Source organism: Candidatus Clostridium helianthi (assembly GCF_045310795.1).
Lineage (GTDB): Bacteria > Bacillota > Clostridia > Clostridiales > Clostridiaceae > Clostridium > Clostridium helianthi.
Map to the genome: position 1 here is coordinate 124762 of NZ_JBJIAB010000004.1, position 18722 is coordinate 143483.

Consider the following 18722-nt stretch of genomic DNA (forward strand, 5'->3'; position numbering starts at 1 on the left):
TCATCTTTACACTTGAATCGTAATTAAAAAGTGTAAAGAGTTTTTTGTTTATATTTATAATTATTGAATCTCTGAAAAAAACATCTTGACTTGGAGTTAACTTCAAGTGATAAGTTATATATGACAAAAAGATAGAAATGTATTCTACAATATTTAGCCAATTCATAATAAAGCATTTTTTTATGAATTACTGAATATAATAAGTTTAGCTAAGGAGGAATTTTTAGAGGATGAGTAAGAAAGGAATTTTGATTGTAACACTGGCGCTATTGTTATCAAATGCAATGGCTGGTTTAGATGGAACAATTGTAAACACAGCCTTACCAGCAATAATAAGTGATTTGCATGGAATTCAATACATGGGGTGGATAGTAGCTGTTTTTTTATTGGGAATGGCAGTAGTAACTCCTCTTTGGAGCAAATTAGGAGAACGTATTGGGAACAGGAGAACATATCAAATAGCCACATTATTATTTGCAATTGGTTCAATATTTCAGGCATTATCAAGTAATATAATTTTTTTTCTTATTGCAAGAACCATTATGGGAATAGGGGCAGGTGGAATGAACACTATCCCATTTATCATATATGCAGATTTGTATACAAACTTAAGAAAGAGGGCTAAGGTTATTGGATATGCTACAGCAAGCTTTAGTGCAGCAGCAATTATAGGACCTTTAATAGGCGGCTGGATAGTTGATACTTTTAGTTGGCATTGGGTATTCTATATCAATGTTCCAATCGCATTAATCTCAATACTAAGTGTTCAAATTTTCTTTAAGGAGCCAAAAAAGATTTCTACAGTGGAAAAAATTGATTACTTAGGTGCTGTAATTATGATAATTAGCTTAGTAACTCTTTTAACAGATATTCAAATGATAGAGACAGCTTCATTAAGCTTGGTTAGCAGTTTAATTATTATAAGTCTTATTTTATTGATAGTACTATTTAAAGTTGAAGAAAAGGCAGCGGATCCTATAATACCTAATAGACTTTTTAGAAATGGGCCATTAGTAGTTGATTTCGTATTATTTTCTCTTTTATGGGGCGCATTTGTTGCCTTTAATATATACATACCAATGTGGGCGCAAGGATTATTAGGATTAAGTGCTTTAATTGGAGGGGTGACTCAGATTCCAGGGTCTATTACTAATTTTCTGGGTTCAGTAGTTGGACCAGCTATGCAGCCGGGATTAGGTAAATATCGTACAATTGCTCTAGGAACATTAGCGTTTATAATTTCTTTTGGAATTATGGCATTAGCTGGAATATCCATACCATTATGGATTATATTAATAGCAGGAGCATTTGAGGGATTTGGTCTGGGGTTAAGTTTTAATATATTACAAATAAGCGTACAACAGGATGCTGAAAAACGAGATATTCCAATTGCAACATCATTTGCATATCTTTTACGTATTTTAAGTCAAACATTTATGTCATCAATATATGGAGTAATTTTAAATAACGCTTTAAACAAAGGTGTGGCTGAATCTCATGGAGAAGTTACTATTGAAGCATTAAATAAGTTGAGTGACTCCCAAAGCGCAGGTGATTTACCCAAAAATTTATTACCACTTATGAAGCAGATTATGTACGGTGGTTTACATAATATCATGTTAGTTGCATTAGTTTTATTAGCTATTGCGTTAGTTTTTAATATTGGAATACAACTAAAGGTGAAAAAGAAGTAGTATTTTAAGAGGAAAAAATTATGTTCTTAGTTTTTAATTATACCGTAATAATTTTGTAATTGATATAAGATATCTTTAATAGTATAATCAAATAGGAAGTAAACCAAGATGGAATACTTGGATATAATTTACTACTGTATATTTAACTAAGGAGTAGGAAAGATGGATTATGTATTAGCAATGGTAATTTCACTTATAACTGCATTAATTACCATGCCATTTCTTATGAAACTAGCTAACAAATTACATTTCACGGATAAGCCCAGCAAAAGAAAACAACATAAAGTGCCAACACCATTATGTGGAGGTTTAGCATTATATTTTGGTTTTTTTGTTTCGTATTTTATATTTTTAAGGGATAGTATGTTACAACAAATAACTGTCTTTGTTGCAGCAACAATGATAATAATAATTGGTTTAATAGATGACTGGCATAAGACTAAAGGAAAAGAATTTGCTATATTTCCAAGATTAGTAATTCAGCTATTATCTGCAATTTTAGTGTTTAAGGCAGGAATTTTTTTTGGTGGATTTACTAATCCTTTTACAGGTACCTATATAGAATTAAATCCGACAATTCAATTTATTCTTACGATAACATGGATATTTGGAGTTACAACTGTAATTAATTGGTCTGATGGTATGGATGGATTGGCAGGAGGGTTATCCCTTATATCTGCAATAACATTTTTCTTAGCAGCAATTATATTAGATCAAAGCGGTTCTGCATTAGTATCTATAATGTTAGTTGGAACAATTTTGGGATTTCTGTATTATAATAGATTCCCAGCAAAAGTTTTTATGGGAGATTCAGGAGCTAATTTTTTAGGTTTCATTTTAAGTATAACAGCATTGGAAGGGGCATTTAAACAGGCAACTGTTTTAAGTCTATTTATACCAATACTTGCTTTAGCAGTACCTATATTTGATAATTTATTTGTCATTATTAAAAGATTTTTAGAAGGGAAACCAGTGTATCAAGCAGATAGAAGCCAGATACATTTTAGATTAGAGAAAAGAGGTCTAACTACTGTACAAGTCGTAAATTACATAATGTTAATAAGTTTATCTTTTAGTGCGATTTCTATAATATTGTTGTTGATTAAAAGATAAAGTTAGTATATGTAGACATTTTATATTTTAAGTGAAGTATTTAAAGTTAAAGATGAAAGATTTACAAGCAAGATATTATAATATATAATTAAAAAATATAGGAACTTATCAAGAGTGGTGGAGGGACTGGCCCGAAGAAACCCAGCAACCGGTAAATTTTATAGAATTACTTGGTGCTAAATCCTGCAGTGTAAAAGCTGGTAGATAAGGTATTAAAAAGCATTTAAGCCTAAAGGAATACCTTTAGGTTTTTTTTGTTAAAATAAATTCTCAAAAAGAAAGATAATATAAATAATTTTAAAGAGTAACAATGAAAATTTATAGGACATGGTAATGCTTTGAGATTCGTAATAAGGTGGTGATCAATATATGGGAGATTTGAAACTGAAGATAAATAAAGATGAAGTGCTTAGGTATCTTGGATATAAAGGACAGGATATAGATGAAAATATTATGAATCTTATAGAGGAATGTAGAGAAGAAATAAAGAATATAATTACCCCAAGATTTATGTATGAATATAAGGACATAATACAGCTTGATGAGGCTATAGAGGTTGTTAATACAAAACTAATTTTATATGGAAAAGATATAAAAGATCATCTTAAAGATTCAAAAGAGTGCATATTAATGGCAGTAACTTTGGGAAATGATGTAGAAAGAAAAACTAGATTATATGAAAAAATAAATTTAACAAAGGCACTTATATTAGATGCTTGTGCTACAACGGCAGTAGAGGAAGTATGTGATTATGTAGAAAGTATTGTTAAGGAAAAAGCTATATTGAATAATAAGGATATAACTTTTAGGTATAGTCCAGGTTATGGAGACTTGCCATTAGATGTTCAAAGTAGCTTTTTAAGGGCATTAGATGCTCAGAAAAAAATTGGACTTACTGTATCAGAAAGTAATTTACTATTTCCCAGGAAATCTGTTACAGCAATAATAGGAATAATAAATAGTGAAAGTAAAAAGAAAATAAAGAGCTGCAAAAAATGTACTAACTATAAAAATTGCAGTTTTAGAAGAGAGGGAGAAATCTGTGGGGATTAGGGAATATATAAAAAATAACATATTAATATTTGATGGAGCTATGGGAACAATGCTTCAAAAGAAAGGACTGAAATTAGGAGAAAATCCTGAAATCTTAAATCTAAAAGAGCCACATATAATAGAAGAAATTCATAGAGAATATATATCTAGCGGTGCTAATGTAATAACTACTAATACTTTTGGTGCTAATGAACTTAAGCTAAAACTTTGTGATTTAGTGGTTGAAGAAGCGATAGATGCGGCAGTTAATATTGCCAAAAAAGCTAAAGGAAATAGTGAAACATATATAGCACTGGATGTAGGTCCTATAGGGGAACTCTTAGAGCCTATGGGAACTCTAAGTTTTGACAGAGCGTATGAAATTTTTAAACGACAAATAATTCAAGGGGTTAAATCTGGTGTTGATATAATTTTAATTGAAACAATGACAGATTTATACGAGCTTAAGGCCGCAGTGCTTGCAGCAAAGGAAAATTCAAGTTTGCCAATATTTTGTACAATGACCTTTGAAGAAAATTTGAGAACATTCACCGGATGTACTCCAGAAGCCATGGTGCTTGTATTAGAAGGATTAGGAGTAGATGCACTTGGAGTTAATTGCTCTTTGGGGCCAAAGCAGCTAAAACCAATTGTTGAAGAAATATGCAACTTATCACATATCCCAGTAATGGTTCAGCCTAATGCAGGTCTTCCAACATTATCAATAGGTAATGAAACAAAATATGATGTTACTAAAGAAGAATTTGCAGATACTTTATGTGGATTTATTGATCTAGGGGTAAGAGTGATAGGTGGATGTTGTGGAACAAGTCCAGAATATATCGAGGAATTGTATAAAATAACGAGAAACAAGAAACTTGTGTCCATAGAAAAAGAATATTATTCCGCAGTTTGTACACCATCAAAAGTAGTAAGGATAGATGGTGTTAGAATAATAGGTGAACGAATTAACCCTACAGGCAAAAAGGTATTTAAGGAAGCCTTAAAAAATGGAGATTTAGATTATATATTGAATCAAGCAGTTTCTCAAATAGAAGTTGGAGCTCACATTCTAGATGTTAATGTAGGATTACCTGAAATTGATGAAGCAGATATGATGCATAAAGTAATTAGAGAGATTCAAGGCATCATGGATACACCACTTCAAATAGATTCTTCTGATCATAAAGCAATAGAGACAGGGCTCAGATATTATAATGGAAAACCTATATTGAATTCTGTAAATGGAGAAGATGAAGTTTTAGATAGAATACTTCCTATAGTAAAAAAATACGGCGCAAGTGTAGTAGGTTTAACATTAGATGAAAGAGGTATTCCAGCAAAAGCAGAAGAAAGGTTTGAGATTGCAGAAAAAATAATAAGTAAAGCAACGGAATACGGAATAAGAAAAGAAGATGTATTTATAGATTGTTTAGTTTTAACTGTGTCAGCTCAGCAGAAAGAAGTTCAAGAAACTTTAAAAGCTGTAAGAATGGTTAAAGAGAAATTAGGGGTTAAAACAGTACTTGGAGTTTCAAACATATCGTTTGGACTACCTAATAGAGAATTAATTAATGAAACTTTCTTGGCTCTGGCTCTTGCCAATGGGCTAGATTTACCAATAATTAATCCTAATGTGAATGGAATGATTAGAGTTATTGATTCTTACAATGTTTTATATAATTATGATAAAGGCGCTGAAAGGTATATTAATAATTATGCAAATGTAGAATTATCAAGAGAAGTAACTATTAAAGGTAATGGATCAGCAAAGAGTAATTCAAATACAAATGCAGTTCATGATTTAAAGTATATTGTCGTTAAAGGACTAAAAGAAGAGGCAAAACAAGCTACTGTTGAATTATTAAAAGAAAAGAAGGAGCTTGAAATAGTTAATGAGTATTTGATTCCAGCATTAGATATGGTTGGAGAAAAATATGAAAAAGGAGAACTTTTCTTACCGCAGCTAATTCAAGCAGCTGAAACAGTAAAAAATTCATTTAGTATTTTGAAGGAAGAAATATCTAGAACTAATTCTCAAACTATATCAAAGGGTAAGATAATTGTAGCTACAGTAAAAGGAGATATTCATGATATAGGTAAAAATATAGTAAAAGTTATCTTAGAGAACTATGGCTATGAAATGATAGATTTAGGGAAAGATGTGCCTATAAAGACTGTTGTAGAGGAAGCAAAAAAACATAATGCATCTTTAATTGGATTAAGTGCTCTTATGACAACGACGCTTAAAAGCATGGAGGAAACAATAAAGGCGTTAAGAGAAGATGGGTACAATGGAAAGATATTTGTTGGTGGAGCAGTACTCACAAAAGATACAGCAGAGAGAATAGGTGCAGACTTCTATGCCAAAGATGCAAAGGAATCAGTAGAAATTGCAAGAAGAGTACTTTCATAATAAATAGTAAATTCAGAAACTAATATTTAAAAGGTTGTCCCATGTATTGAAAATGCATGAAACAACCTTTTTATTTACAAGAAATCTATATTGAAGCCAAATTATAAAATATTATAATTCTATTATATCTAAATCATCAGGCATGTATATTTTTCCGCTGAATACTTCTTTACCTTCATTTATGTACAATTCTTTTCTATTCTCTAGATTTTTATCCTCTGTATGATATAGAATAACATTTTTAACATTTAGGTCATGCGCATTTTTGCAAGCATCTTTTGCAGTAGCATGGTGTTTTTCATATGGTTTAAATATTTCTTTTTGGGAGTAAAGGCAAAATGCTTCATGGAATAAATAATCTACATTAGCACAATATTTCTTCACAGTTTCTCTATAAGGTTCGTCACCTAAAAATGTTAGAGACTTACCGTTATTTAATGTTGTTGTGAAACCATGTTGGAGATCTTTTGTGCTTTTTATATCGAAGAAAGTAGTTTTTCTATTTAATATAGTTGTTGTATAGTTATCCTCAATTCCATTAAATAATATTCTATCATCAAATAATTTTAAAAATTTTTTTTGAAGAACAAATGAAGAAATTGATTTGATAGCATCTATTGAAGTTTTGTGGCAATAGATATTTAAATTTCCAGAGTATTTATCATTTAGTATGCTTTGTGCTACAGCACGGATAACCCAAATACTTCCTAGTATATGATCATTATGATTATGAGATATAAACATATTATGTATTTTATTAATTGGTATATTTAGCTTTTCTAGATTTGATAGTATTGTATTACCACCACCTGCATCAATAAGGAAGTGTTCGTCTTCATTAGAAAAAGTAAAACATGTATTATAGCATTTTGTAACCATTGCTGAACCAGTACCGAGAATATATATTTTTTCCATCTTAAATCTCCTTGTATAAATATAAAATTTTTAAAGATAATATGAGTAAAGATCACTAAATATTAAATTTAACATAATTACAATTATAAGAGTTAAATGAAATAAATTCAATATTATGATAGTGCTACATAAATAAGCTTAAGTTTGAAATATAAATACAAATATATTTTGTCAAATGCATTTACTTATAATTAGACATGCTATATACTAGTGTATATACATGTGATGCAAGAGGAGGAGAAAATATAATGAATAATAAAATAAAACAAATGGTGTATGCCGGATTACTTACAGCATTAGCAATAATAATTCCTATTCAGTTTGGGTTTTTAAGAATAGTTATTCCACCATACTTTACTGCAACATTAGCGGCTCATGTACCTATGATGTTATCAATGTTGATATCGCCTTTTGTGGCAGCTGTAGTTGGAATAGGTTCTACAATTGGGTTTTTAATAGCTGGAACACCAGCACCAGTAGTAGCAAGGGCGGCAACTCATATAGTTGTAGGATATGTTGGAGCAATGATAATTATGAAAAATAAAAGTTATGTTAAGGCAATAGCAATAACAGCTCCAATCCATGGAATATTAGAAGCTCTAGTTACAATACCATTTATAGGATTCTCGGTTGCTGTTTATCCTGCATTGATAGTTACAGTTGTTGGTGCAATATTACATCATTCAGCAGATAGCATAATAGCATATGCAATAGTTAAAGCTATGGCAAAAGCAAGGAAGAAAAATATTTATAATGTTTTTGGAGAATTCAAGACTCAAAGAGCTTTACAGAGATAAGGATAATTAGTACTTATAATTTATAGAATATAATAGAGATGTTCATATTTAAAGCTGAGTGCATGATATTTAGATGCATTCAGCTTTGTTTGTTTAAATTATATGGAAAGTTATAGAAAATAATAAAAAAAATATAGACAAAAATACTAAATATCATATAATAAGGATAGAATAAATTTAAAGTTGTAAAATTGAGAAGTATGTTAAATGTTATTTGACTAAGAATCTTAAAAAAACAATTTCAAATTAGAATACAATGAGGTGAACATTTTGGAAGAAAAAGAAATAATGTCGTTTAAAGATGAAAATGGAAATAAAGTTGATTTTGAAGCTATTGCAAAGATATATTTAGAAGAACAAGGATATTTGTTACTATCACCAGTGGATGAAAAGAGTGATGATATGTTTGCGTTTAGAATAGATATTAATGAAGAAGGCAATGAAGAATTAAACCTTGTGGAAGATGATAAGGAATTTGAGGAAATAAAGAAAGAATATAAGAAATTATTGTATTAAATAGGAGTGAAATTTAATGAAGAGTTCAGAAATAATTGATTTTTTGGAAGACAATGATTTAGCAGAGGTTGAAGAAATAAAACACAAAAGCAATTATGTGATAATACGATTTTATTATGACTTTGACAAAGAAGAATTAAGCGCTGCAAAAGCATATTCAACTGAAGAAAGTGATTTTGAACCCGAAAGTGATGAATGGTATAATGAATATTACATTCCTTACTTAAGAGATATTGCCGTAGATAATGTAGAATCAATAATTGAAGAAATATCAGATGAGTTTGAACTAGAATCTAAATATAAAGAATTCGGAATGGAAAATGGGAATAGTGGATATTTCAAGTTTATAGCAGCATTTTCTGAAGAGTTAACAGATATAGAAATGGAAGATATTTTAAACGATTACTATGAGTAAAACTGGTATTAAAATACTATTGAAAATATATTTCCTTATGCTATAATTAAATCATAGATTTCCTGAGATGTGCGTAAAGCTTATGATATTCAACCTACATGACATTATCGGGATTTACAACATATTCATAAATGTCAGGCTTCATTAAAATCACAGGATTGTGTCAGTAGAAGACAGGAATGAATTGAGTTTAACCCACCTGCGAGGCGCAGGACTTGAATATATAGGTGAACGGCATGTTGGGAGCTATGATTGAATTCAACACCTCTATTAGAGGTGTTTTTTTATGTACAATAAAATATAAACTAAAAAGAAAATACCAAACCTATATCTAGTTTGGTATTCAGTTATATTAACATAAAACTAAAGTTATAATTAAATATTCTAGTTCTTATAAAGTAGCTATTTTTATATTTTATTTATTGCTATATTTTAAGCAGCTATGTTTTTTACAGATTTAGAGTTATGTTGCTTATAATATATTGAAATCAGTTCTTTTTGATATAAGACAATGTACTTGTCCAAATTTTGAGATAAATCAACTATAAATGTTTTACTTGGTGAAAAAAACAATAATAATAAGTTAAGTAGGTTTTTCCTAAGTACAATATTACATTTTAGTTTAAAAATTACCCAAGTTTTCATACTAACACCTCTTTTTATCAGACTTGGTTTTTGTTATATGATTATTATAAACAAGAAAAGAAAATTTGTAAAAATATTTCATAATACAATTAATGACAATAATTTGCAGAAATGTTTAATAAAACGGTTAATAATTTGTTTTTCTAGTAGATTCATACCTGCATAGAACATAATTGTATATATTTTACAGGTGAAGCGTTCGACAAACGATTACGAAGAAGAATAAATGGTGTCGAAAAAATTCGGGTTGATTATATTATTTTAAATGGTAAAATTATTGATATACGGATAGAAAGGATGAAAATATGATGGACATTGAAAATGCTAAAATAGAAGAAGTTATAGAGAAAATCAATTCATTATATAAGACTAGTCAAGAGAGAGAATTGAATAATGAAGAGAAGGATTTGCAAAGTAGATTAAGAAAAAGATATATAGATAATGTTAAGAAAAATTTTAGAGCGCAATTAGAAGGTATAGAACTTAACAATAAGAAAAAGGGATGATGAGAATTGGGTGTTTTAGTTAAAAAGTTAATTGATGATTTAAACTTAGAAGTGCTTGTAGAAGGAAAAGAAGATGTTGAAATTTCAGTAAATGATATAAATAGACCTGGGCTACAGCTTGCAGGTTTTTATAATTATTTTGCTCCAGAGAGAATCCAGGTTATAGGTAAAGCAGAATGGAGTTTCTTAGATTATATGCAAATTGAATTGAGAAAAAAAAGAGTTAAAAAATATTTTAGCTTTGATATAAATTGCTTAATCATAACTAGAGGATTGGAGCCACATCCAGAGTTTATAAAGGAAGCGAAAAAGCATAATATATGGTTTGTTAGAAGTAATTTAGTGACTACACAATTTATAAGTAAAACTACAATATATCTAGCTGATAAGCTTGCGCCAGAAACAAGATTGCATGGAGTTTTGGTAGATGTATCTGGTATAGGAATATTGATTACTGGAGAGAGTGGAATAGGAAAAAGTGAAACTGCATTAGAGTTGATAAAAAGGGGACATAGGCTTGTCACAGATGATGCAGTTGATATAAAAGACATAGATGGGCAGCTAATAGGAAGATCACCTAAAATAACTGTTGGAATGTTAGAGGTCAGAGGCCTTGGCATAATTGATGTTACAACATTATATGGATTAAGTTCAGTAGTTCAAGAGAAAGAGATAAGGCTAGTTATGCATTTTGAACATTGGAAAGATGACAATGATTATGATAGGCTAGGAATAGATAATGAATATATGAATATACTAGGAATTAACGTGAAGAAATTAACGGTTCCTATTAGACCAGGTAGAAATATTGCAGTTATCATAGAAGCAGCAGCGGTAAATTATAGACACGCATTAATGTCTAAAATTACACCAGTTGATGTAATAGAAAATAGAATGAATGAGCTTAATGATTAATATAGCATGTAACTATTTTTACATAACTCAAGTCTAAGTAAATGATTTGAAATGCTTAGAATATGAGGTATATATTTATCATCAAAAGGAGGATTGACTATGGAAAATGAAAAAAAAGATTTAAGCAAAAATGCATGGAACAAATATGATGAGAAAGAAGTAAAAAGCATATTCGAGTTTTGTGAAGGATATAAGAATTTTATGTCTAAATGTAAAACTGAAAGAGAATGTGTTAAGGAAGTACTTAGATTAGCTAAAGCTGAAGGCTATGAAGATATAGAGGAAATTATAAAAAATAATAAACAATTAAAGCCAGGTGACAAGGTTTTTGCAAATAACAAAGGAAAATCTGTTGCGTTGTTTATTGTAGGAAGTGAAGCTATAGAAAAGGGTCTAAAGATATTAGGAGCTCACATTGATTCACCAAGATTAGATCTTAAGCAAAATCCACTTTATGAGGATAGTGAGTTAGCTTTACTTGATACGCATTATTACGGTGGAATTAAAAAATATCAATGGGTTACATTGCCATTAGCATTACACGGAGTAGTAGCAAAGAAAGATGGTACTGTAATCGATATTTGCATAGGTGAAGATGAAAATGATCCTGTTGTTGGAGTGTCTGATCTTTTAATTCATTTAGCAGGAGATCAAATGGGCAAAAAAGCTGACAAAGTAGTAGAAGGTGAAGATCTTAATGTATTAGTTGGAAGTATGCCTTTAAAGGGAAGCAAAAAAGATGCTGTTAAGGGAAATATATTAAAGTTATTAAAAGAAAAATATGATTTTGAAGAAGAAGACTTTTTATCTGCTGAAATTGAGATTGTACCAGCTGGAAAGGCTAGAGATTATGGTCTAGATAGAAGTATGGTTATGGCTTATGGTCACGATGATAGAGTATGTTCATATACTTCACTAATGGCTATGTTTGAAATAAAAGAGCCTGATAAAACTTGCTGCTGCCTATTGGTTGACAAAGAAGAAGTTGGTAGTATCGGAGCAACTGGAATGCACTCAAGATTTTTTGAAAATATAGTTGCAGAAATCATTGATAGAATTGAGGGATATTCTGATCTTAAATTAAGAAGATGTCTTACTAATTCAAAGATGCTATCATCTGATGTTAGTGCAGCTTTTGATCCTAATTACCCATCAGTAATGGAAAAGAAAAATTCTGCATTCTTTGGAAAAGGAATGGTATTTAACAAATATACTGGAGCTAGAGGGAAATCAGGTTCTAATGATGCTAGTGCTGAGTATATGGCAGAGCTTAGAAATATAATGGAAAAGCATAATGTTTCAATTCAAACTGCAGAGCTTGGAAAAGTTGATGCTGGTGGCGGTGGAACAATTGCATATATATTGGCTCAATACAATATGGAAGTAATAGATTGTGGAGTCGCACTTCACAATATGCATGCACCTTGGGAAGTTGCAAGTAAAGTTGATATATTTGAAACAGTGAAGGGATATAAAGCTTTTTTAATAGAGGCTTAATTTCGATAAATTAAGAAAAAAGATATTATCAAGTCTAAGGACTGATAATATCTTTTTTTGTTCTTTAGGAATATATATTTTAATAAAGTCTGTAGATAACTTATGAAAAGAGTGCGAAGCACAATACGGAACTTAAACACAGTCGCCTGCGATTTTGTTCTTGAAAGTTGATTTAATCACCTAATATCATAATAGTGGTACATCTAAAGCGGATAGAAATTTCGATAGATAGTTACTAGGAAATTGCATACAGCCAATGTCCCCATGACGATCATCTGATTCTAAATCACCGTGAAAATCGGAACCACAAGAAACTAACAAATTGTGTTCATCTGCTAAAGATAGGAATCTGGAAGTTTCATCTTGTGTATTTTGAAAATAAATTGATTCAATCCCATCAAAATTCATTAGCAATAATTCATCAATATTAGAATCATTTATTAATTTAGGGTGAGCTAAAAATACAAGAGCATTATATCTTTTTAGTAATTTCAATCCGTCGCTAGTAGAAAGTTTTAAGGTTGGGACATATGCTTTACAACCTTTCCCAATAAATTTATTGAAAATCTCCTCTAGGTTATAAGGATATCCACAATTAACTATTTCTCTAGCAATATGAGGCCTTGCAATAGTATCATTAGCTTCTTTTAGAATTTTTTCAAAACTAACTTCTATGTTAAATTCATCTTTAAGCTTATCAACCATAAGTTTAGCTCTCATTATTCTATGATCCTTAATATTAGTTAATTCTCTAATAAGATCATCATTTTTAAAGTTATTATCTCTAAAAAATCCCAAAAGATGTACACTTTCATTATTGTGTTGAGTTGATAATTCAATTCCAGGAATTAGCGTGATATCATATTTGAAGCTTTCTTCAATAGCTTCATCTAAACCACTTAAGGTATCATGATCAGTTATAGATAAATACTTAACATTGTTATCATGGGCCCTTTTAACCACTTCCTTAGGGGATAATGTTCCATCTGAAGAAGATGTATGAACGTGAAAGTCCACTTTAAGCATATAATTTAACCTCCAATTTAATTTAAGGCTTACAGTAATAAAATTATCTAATTTATTGTAGATTAACTTGGAATAATATAAAAATATGTTATGCAAATTTTAATAATATAATCATATCATAAGATACTTATATAAGTATACTAAAATAAAACTTAGTGGCGGATATTTATAACTTAAGTTAATATTCACATTTTCTAACTTATGTGTCTATAAATTAAAATAGTTGTGCCTTGATTTGTTTATAAAAATATCTATTTTGATAAAGGTTTATTAGCTATATGATTACAAAAATCGAATGGATTATATCTTAGCGGTAAATCTTTAATTGATATAATATCTTCCTTATAATTTCCATCCCAAGGTGAAACTGATATAGTTGAATCATTAAAAATCTTGAATAGATATTGGCTATTATCTTCAAAAAGTATTTTTATTCTGAAAGGTTCTTTTGTATCAACTGATTCGTCAGAATAATTAACAGTTGTTAGGGATGAAACAAAATCTTCAATTATGGGATTCTCTTCACTTGGAACCTCTATTTCCTTATATAGGTTAGTATCAAATACATAAAGCATGAAGTTTTGATTATTTAAAATTTTAGCTTTAATTTCATCAATATAATAATGATTACTTGGTTTTACTGAAAAGTTTATGTATTTAGGACTTTGAAGAGCGCAGCTGCTCAAAGTGAAACAGAGAAATAAAATTGTGAAAGCAAAAGTTAATTTTTTCAAAAGTATACCTCCTAGAAATACGTTATATACTATTAAATTTATTCTTTTAGTTATTTTTTAGAACTTTTCAATTAAGCCAATAAGTGATAATTACGAAGATTCTATAATATGAATAAAAAGTAGAGATAATTTGGGAGATTGGTTTATGTATATAATAGGAACAGTAGGCCCTAATGTAAAAGATAGAGCCGTACTTAAGGGGATAATAGAGAGTGGAGTAAATGCTTTACGATTTAACTTTATACACGGAAGCGCAGAAGAATTTTTAGAATTTTTAAAAATGGCTAAAGATATAAAGAGTGATATCCAAGTAATACTAGATCTTTCAGGAACTAAGGTTAGAGTGTCTGGTAAATTCCAATATATTTTCAAAGTTTACAATGGAGAAGTAATTTATTTTTGTGGAGAAGACAAATATAGTGAAGTAGTAAAAAATAGTAAAAATAAAATTAAAGTTATTCCATTAAATATAAAAAACAAAATTTTGAATGAAAAAGATTATAAACAAATAGGAATAAAGGATAATACGATGACTTTTGATATCATAGATAAGGTTGATGGATTAATAAAGGCAACTACAATTCGGGGAGGAGTTATTAGAAAATGGAAGGGATGCAATATAAAGAATCTTGAAAGAAAAGAGTTGCCACTAAATGAAAATGATAAGGACGCAATAGTTTGGGGAGTTAACAATAAAGTAGATATAATATGCCAATCGTTCGTTGAGGATAAAAAAGATATTGATGATATTAAATTATTTCTAAATAACAGAAAATCGAATCAATTTAAGCCTAAAATTTGGGCTAAAATAGAAACTTTAAATGGAGTTAATAATATAAAAAGCATTTTAGGTGAAGCAGATGGAATTGTTATAGGCAGAGGGGATTTGATTCCAGAAACATCCATAGAAGATACTCCTATTTATGAAGAAAGAATAATAAAAGAAGTTCTAGGAGATAAAGATAAGGAGATAATTATAGCTACGCATATCCTTAATAGCATGAAAAATGGAAAAATGCCATCGATTTCAGAAGTAGAGAGCATATATAATTTTATAAAAATCGGAGCTACTGGATTTCTTTTGGCAGGGGAAACGTCCATAGGAAAAGCACCTATAAGAACAGTAGAATTTCTAAATAATTTGATTATAAAATATAGAAATATATGAGTAGTAATAAAAAAGTGCAAGTGATTATAAAATAGCAGAAATATAAATTAATTAATCATGAAAGTAATTGAAATGATATTAGTTAGACTGAGGATATTAGAAAGTATATGTAAATATATATTAAGAGTATAAGAAATTAATATGATTTATTTCTTATACTCTTAATTCGTCTATATGTTATTATGTATTCGCTTCAAATAGAAACTTATGATAATAGTCAACGCATAATCATAAACTAAAAATACAATTTGTCCAGCAATCCATATCATATATAAAGGATAGTCAATGTTAAAATCAGCTAAAAGATTAGTAAAAATAAAATAAATTACTAGAAGTGATGCATTAAAAGCAATTAATTTAAAAAACAATTCCAGTGGAATATTTCTAAGTTTTTCTGAAAAATATTTTACTATTCCATAAATTCCAAAGAATGACACATAATAGACGGCAATATTAGTTGGGATTAAAAATAAACCAAGAATACTTGAGGCAACATAAACTAATATAGTATTTTTTATTGAAGTTCTTATTATTGAGATAGGAATTAAGCAAGAAGCTATTGTCAATATTGTTAAAGTGCTTACTGGAAGTATAGAAGCAGCATAAAGTATAATTAATGTTAATGCTATAGTTATTCCATTTTCAGCTATATATTTTGCCTTCATAAGATATTCACCTCACTAAATAAATGCAGCTTATATATGTTCTAAAATGTTTAATTCATAGAAGTATACCTTAAAGTATAGCCTAATGTATTAGTAGTCAGATAATTTTATAAAGAATGAATTACAATGTTTAGAACATATATTATAAAATAAAAGAGTTCATCATATTTATATTAGCAGCAGCCAATTAAATCTCCGCCAGCACATTCGCATAAGGAATCAAGACACCAAAGATTTATACAACAATTACACATGTCAGCATTACTAGTATTTGTAGTTCTATAGTAAGGATTAGAATAATTATTACCTCTTTGCCTTAATGAGTTCAAGCCCTGCCTATATTCAAAATTATTTGGATCCATATTAACAGCTGTAGTCATATGATCAAGTGCTGAATCAAACCACCCTTTGTTAAGCATTATTGCACCATATAAATAATGCCATTCAGCAGATTTGTTATTTATAGAATTTAAACGACTTTCAGCTGCTGCATAATTTCCAGATTGAATAAGTCTTCTTATTTCTTGAAAATCATATGAGTTACTTGATGAATTGTTATAACTAGATGTACTATTGGAATTATAACTGTTACTTCCAGGATTTTTTGTTAATGCCTCATAAGCCTCATTAATTTCGATCATTTTCTCTTGTGCTAAATTTTTTAATGGATTATCACCATATTGGTCAGGATGGTATTGCTTAATAAGTTTTCTATAAGCACTTTTTATTTCATCTTGGCTTGCACCTGGCTTTACACCTAATATTTCATATGGATTCATTATAAATCTCTCCTTTTAGTCTCATTTGTATTTTCTGGATTTTTAACTATGTTCATATATTTATCCATTAAACCTAATTCAATTATATTATATAATATATCATCATTTCTTTTTAGGTTTAATTTTTCTAAGTTTTCTTTACAACTATATCCACAATTTAAAATTGTAAATTCTATTTTAGGCTGTATGAATTCCATAAATTTATCGTATGTTAAAGAATTTTTGTTATACAAGAAATTTATTGGATTAAATTTTTTATTTTCCATATCAGATTTCAAATCATCTAAGGCATCTATTAGATAAATCCATTTTCCTATTGAATATCCTAATCTATATAAAGTATTCCTTAAATCCAATCCGTCATCGATTAATTTATAAGGATAGTCACGTAAAATTCCGCCAACTAAATCGCTAAAAGGATCACATATTTCATCTATAGAATTAAATGATTTACTATCTTCTAAAGTGGAAAGCTTATTTAAAGATTCCATTATGTTGTTATTAATTCTAATGATTGAACTAGGAAATTTTCTTTTATAAGGGGATAAAAGAAGTGATAAAAATTTACTTTTGTAATTTTTATCATCATGAGCATCATCTAACAGTTTATAATAAAACAGGGATATATTCATAGCAGAGGCATAAGATAACGCCTTGTTATTAGCTATTACAATTTTTTTTTCAGTAGGGTGAAGAGAACATCTGTGATGAGAAATTTCTAGCTCTTCTGGATTTAATGCATCTAATAGTAAACCTAAAAAAGTCATATCATAATTTAAAGACATCCTCGGTATATTACCAAATTCTTTTTTTATATGGCAACATAATCCACAATAATAGCATTTAAATCTAGCAAAATCTTTTACTTTCATTTCTGCTTTTAATGGAGTAACATATCCAAACAATAAAAAACACTCCTTATAAAATTCAATATAAATCAATTATACAGTAAATTTAAGCATATAAACAATAAAGTTCATATATACATAATAAAATTTTCAGATAATATTAACATTTGTATGACTGTATATTGGACATATTATGTATTTCTGTAAAACATGAATTTAATTTTAATTTGTAGGAATTTTTTATTATAGAATCCAGTATAATGTTATCGTGGCCAAAACAGGAGCGATAGGAGTTAAGCAGTAAATAATAAGTATTTCAGGAAAATTTGAAATATTTATAAAAAAAGTCTTTACAACGGATAATTATTATTATATAATAAAAAATGTAGGAAATAAGAAAACAAAAGATAAAATTAAATGATATAAATAAAAAATAAATAAATTAAAATTTTAGGAGGAAGAGATTATGAAAAAATTCGTTTGTACAGTGTGTGGTTATATTTATGAAGGAGAAACAGCTCCAGAAAAATGTCCAGTGTGTGGAGTAGGAGCAGAAAAATTTGTTGAACAAAGCGGAGATCTAGCTTTTGCTGATGAGCATGTAATCGGAGTTGCTAAAGGTGTTGATAAAGAAGTAATTGATGGATTACAAGCAAACTTTGTTGGAGAATGTACAGAAGTTGGAATGTACTTAGCTATGTCAAGACAAGCTGATAGAGAAGGATATCCAGAAGTTGCAGAAGCTTATAAGAGAATAGCATTTGAAGAAGCAGAACATGCTGCTAAATTTGCTGAATTACTTGGTGAAGTAGTAGTAGCAGATACAAAAGCTAACTTACAAGCTAGAGTTGATGCAGAACATGGTGCATGTCAAGGTAAAAAAGATTTAGCAACACTTGCTAAGAAATTAAACTTAGATGCAATTCATGATACAGTTCATGAAATGTGTAAAGATGAAGCTAGACATGGAAAAGCATTTAAAGGATTATTAGATAGATATTTTGCATAATATCGTAGGATATAATAATATACACATATTTT

General features: G+C 29.1%; 18 protein-coding genes, 1 other RNA gene and 1 riboswitch. Of the genes, 13 read left to right on the forward strand and 6 right to left on the reverse strand.

Annotated features, from left to right (window positions below; all coding sequences use genetic code 11):
- Positions 1–230 precede the first annotated feature (230 nt).
- The 4 genes from ACJDTP_RS04860 (at position 231) to ACJDTP_RS04875 (ending at position 6255) form a co-directional block, all read left to right on the forward strand.
- Positions 231–1694, forward strand: coding sequence for an MFS transporter (locus ACJDTP_RS04860; RefSeq protein ID WP_406760641.1), 1464 nt, complete (start codon positions 231–233; stop codon positions 1692–1694).
- A 162-nt stretch (positions 1695–1856) separates the two neighbouring features.
- A complete protein-coding gene (locus ACJDTP_RS04865; protein ID WP_011968732.1) occupies positions 1857–2807 on the forward strand; it encodes an MraY family glycosyltransferase in 951 nt (316 codons plus the stop codon).
- Between the two features lie 102 nt (positions 2808–2909).
- A riboswitch (SAM riboswitch) is annotated at positions 2910–3018 on the forward strand.
- Between the two features lie 158 nt (positions 3019–3176).
- Positions 3177–3860, forward strand: coding sequence for a methionine synthase (locus ACJDTP_RS04870; protein WP_406760642.1), 684 nt, complete (start codon positions 3177–3179; stop codon positions 3858–3860).
- Positions 3850–6255, forward strand: coding sequence for a homocysteine S-methyltransferase family protein (locus tag ACJDTP_RS04875; RefSeq protein WP_406760643.1), 2406 nt, complete (start codon positions 3850–3852; stop codon positions 6253–6255). Before ACJDTP_RS04870 ends, ACJDTP_RS04875 begins: the two co-directional genes overlap by 11 nt.
- Positions 6256–6366: 111 nt before the next feature.
- Here ACJDTP_RS04875 and ACJDTP_RS04880 read toward each other — a convergent pair whose 3' ends face one another.
- Complete coding sequence (locus tag ACJDTP_RS04880) at positions 6367–7170, reverse strand: MBL fold metallo-hydrolase (protein ID WP_406760644.1); 804 nt, start codon at positions 7168–7170, stop codon at positions 6367–6369.
- Positions 7171–7418: 248 nt separating this feature from the next.
- Here ACJDTP_RS04880 and ACJDTP_RS04885 point away from each other — a divergent pair, with 248 nt between their 5' ends.
- The 7 genes from ACJDTP_RS04885 to ACJDTP_RS04915 all read left to right on the forward strand — a co-directional run bounded on the left by ACJDTP_RS04885 (position 7419) and on the right by ACJDTP_RS04915 (position 12461).
- Entirely contained in the window at positions 7419–7967 is a 549-nt protein-coding gene (locus ACJDTP_RS04885) for an ECF transporter S component (RefSeq protein ID WP_406760645.1), read from the forward strand.
- Between the two features lie 270 nt (positions 7968–8237).
- On the forward strand, positions 8238–8483 hold the full coding sequence (locus ACJDTP_RS04890; protein ID WP_077842426.1) for a DUF1292 domain-containing protein: 246 nt from the start codon (positions 8238–8240) through the stop codon (positions 8481–8483).
- A 16-nt stretch (positions 8484–8499) separates the two neighbouring features.
- On the forward strand, positions 8500–8898 hold the full coding sequence (locus tag ACJDTP_RS04895) for a hypothetical protein (protein ID WP_017211485.1): 399 nt from the start codon (positions 8500–8502) through the stop codon (positions 8896–8898).
- A 56-nt stretch (positions 8899–8954) separates the two neighbouring features.
- Positions 8955–9148: non-coding RNA, 6S RNA (gene ssrS, locus ACJDTP_RS04900), on the forward strand.
- Between the two features lie 703 nt (positions 9149–9851).
- Positions 9852–10049, forward strand: a complete 198-nt coding sequence (locus tag ACJDTP_RS04905) for a DUF896 domain-containing protein (protein WP_077842427.1) — start codon at positions 9852–9854, stop codon at positions 10047–10049.
- A gap of 6 nt (positions 10050–10055) precedes the next feature.
- Positions 10056–10964, forward strand: a complete 909-nt coding sequence (gene hprK, locus ACJDTP_RS04910; protein ID WP_011968740.1) for an HPr(Ser) kinase/phosphatase — start codon at positions 10056–10058, stop codon at positions 10962–10964.
- A 99-nt stretch (positions 10965–11063) separates the two neighbouring features.
- Entirely contained in the window at positions 11064–12461 is a 1398-nt protein-coding gene (locus tag ACJDTP_RS04915; RefSeq protein ID WP_406760646.1) for an aminopeptidase, read from the forward strand.
- A 186-nt stretch (positions 12462–12647) separates the two neighbouring features.
- On the opposite strand, the gene ACJDTP_RS04920 is transcribed toward ACJDTP_RS04915, so the two are convergent.
- Positions 12648–13487: a PHP domain-containing protein gene (locus ACJDTP_RS04920; RefSeq protein ID WP_406760647.1), complete on the reverse strand. Its 840-nt coding sequence runs from the start codon at positions 13485–13487 to the stop codon at positions 12648–12650.
- A 251-nt stretch (positions 13488–13738) separates the two neighbouring features.
- Positions 13739–14221: a DUF4883 family protein gene (locus tag ACJDTP_RS04925; RefSeq protein ID WP_406760648.1), complete on the reverse strand. Its 483-nt coding sequence runs from the start codon at positions 14219–14221 to the stop codon at positions 13739–13741.
- A 145-nt stretch (positions 14222–14366) separates the two neighbouring features.
- Between ACJDTP_RS04925 and ACJDTP_RS04930 the strand changes: the two genes are divergently transcribed.
- Positions 14367–15389, forward strand: a complete 1023-nt coding sequence (locus tag ACJDTP_RS04930) for a pyruvate kinase (protein ID WP_406760649.1) — start codon at positions 14367–14369, stop codon at positions 15387–15389.
- A 170-nt stretch (positions 15390–15559) separates the two neighbouring features.
- On the opposite strand, the gene ACJDTP_RS04935 is transcribed toward ACJDTP_RS04930, so the two are convergent.
- The 3 genes from ACJDTP_RS04935 to ACJDTP_RS04945 all read right to left on the reverse strand — a co-directional run bounded on the left by ACJDTP_RS04935 (position 15560) and on the right by ACJDTP_RS04945 (position 17738).
- A complete protein-coding gene (locus tag ACJDTP_RS04935; protein ID WP_077839769.1) occupies positions 15560–16054 on the reverse strand; it encodes a hypothetical protein in 495 nt (164 codons plus the stop codon).
- 173 nt (positions 16055–16227) lie between these two features.
- The gene (locus ACJDTP_RS04940; protein ID WP_011968746.1) at positions 16228–16833 is read right to left on the reverse strand and encodes a J domain-containing protein; all 606 of its coding nucleotides are present in this window, start codon (positions 16831–16833) and stop codon (positions 16228–16230) included.
- Positions 16833–17738 (reverse strand): DUF5685 family protein, encoded by a 906-nt coding sequence (locus ACJDTP_RS04945; protein WP_406760650.1) that lies wholly within the window; start codon positions 17736–17738, stop codon positions 16833–16835. Before ACJDTP_RS04945 ends, ACJDTP_RS04940 begins: the two co-directional genes overlap by 1 nt.
- A 409-nt stretch (positions 17739–18147) precedes the next feature.
- Between ACJDTP_RS04945 and ACJDTP_RS04950 the strand changes: the two genes are divergently transcribed.
- Entirely contained in the window at positions 18148–18690 is a 543-nt protein-coding gene (locus ACJDTP_RS04950) for an NADH peroxidase (protein WP_011968748.1), read from the forward strand.
- The last annotated feature ends 32 nt before the right edge of the window (positions 18691–18722 follow it).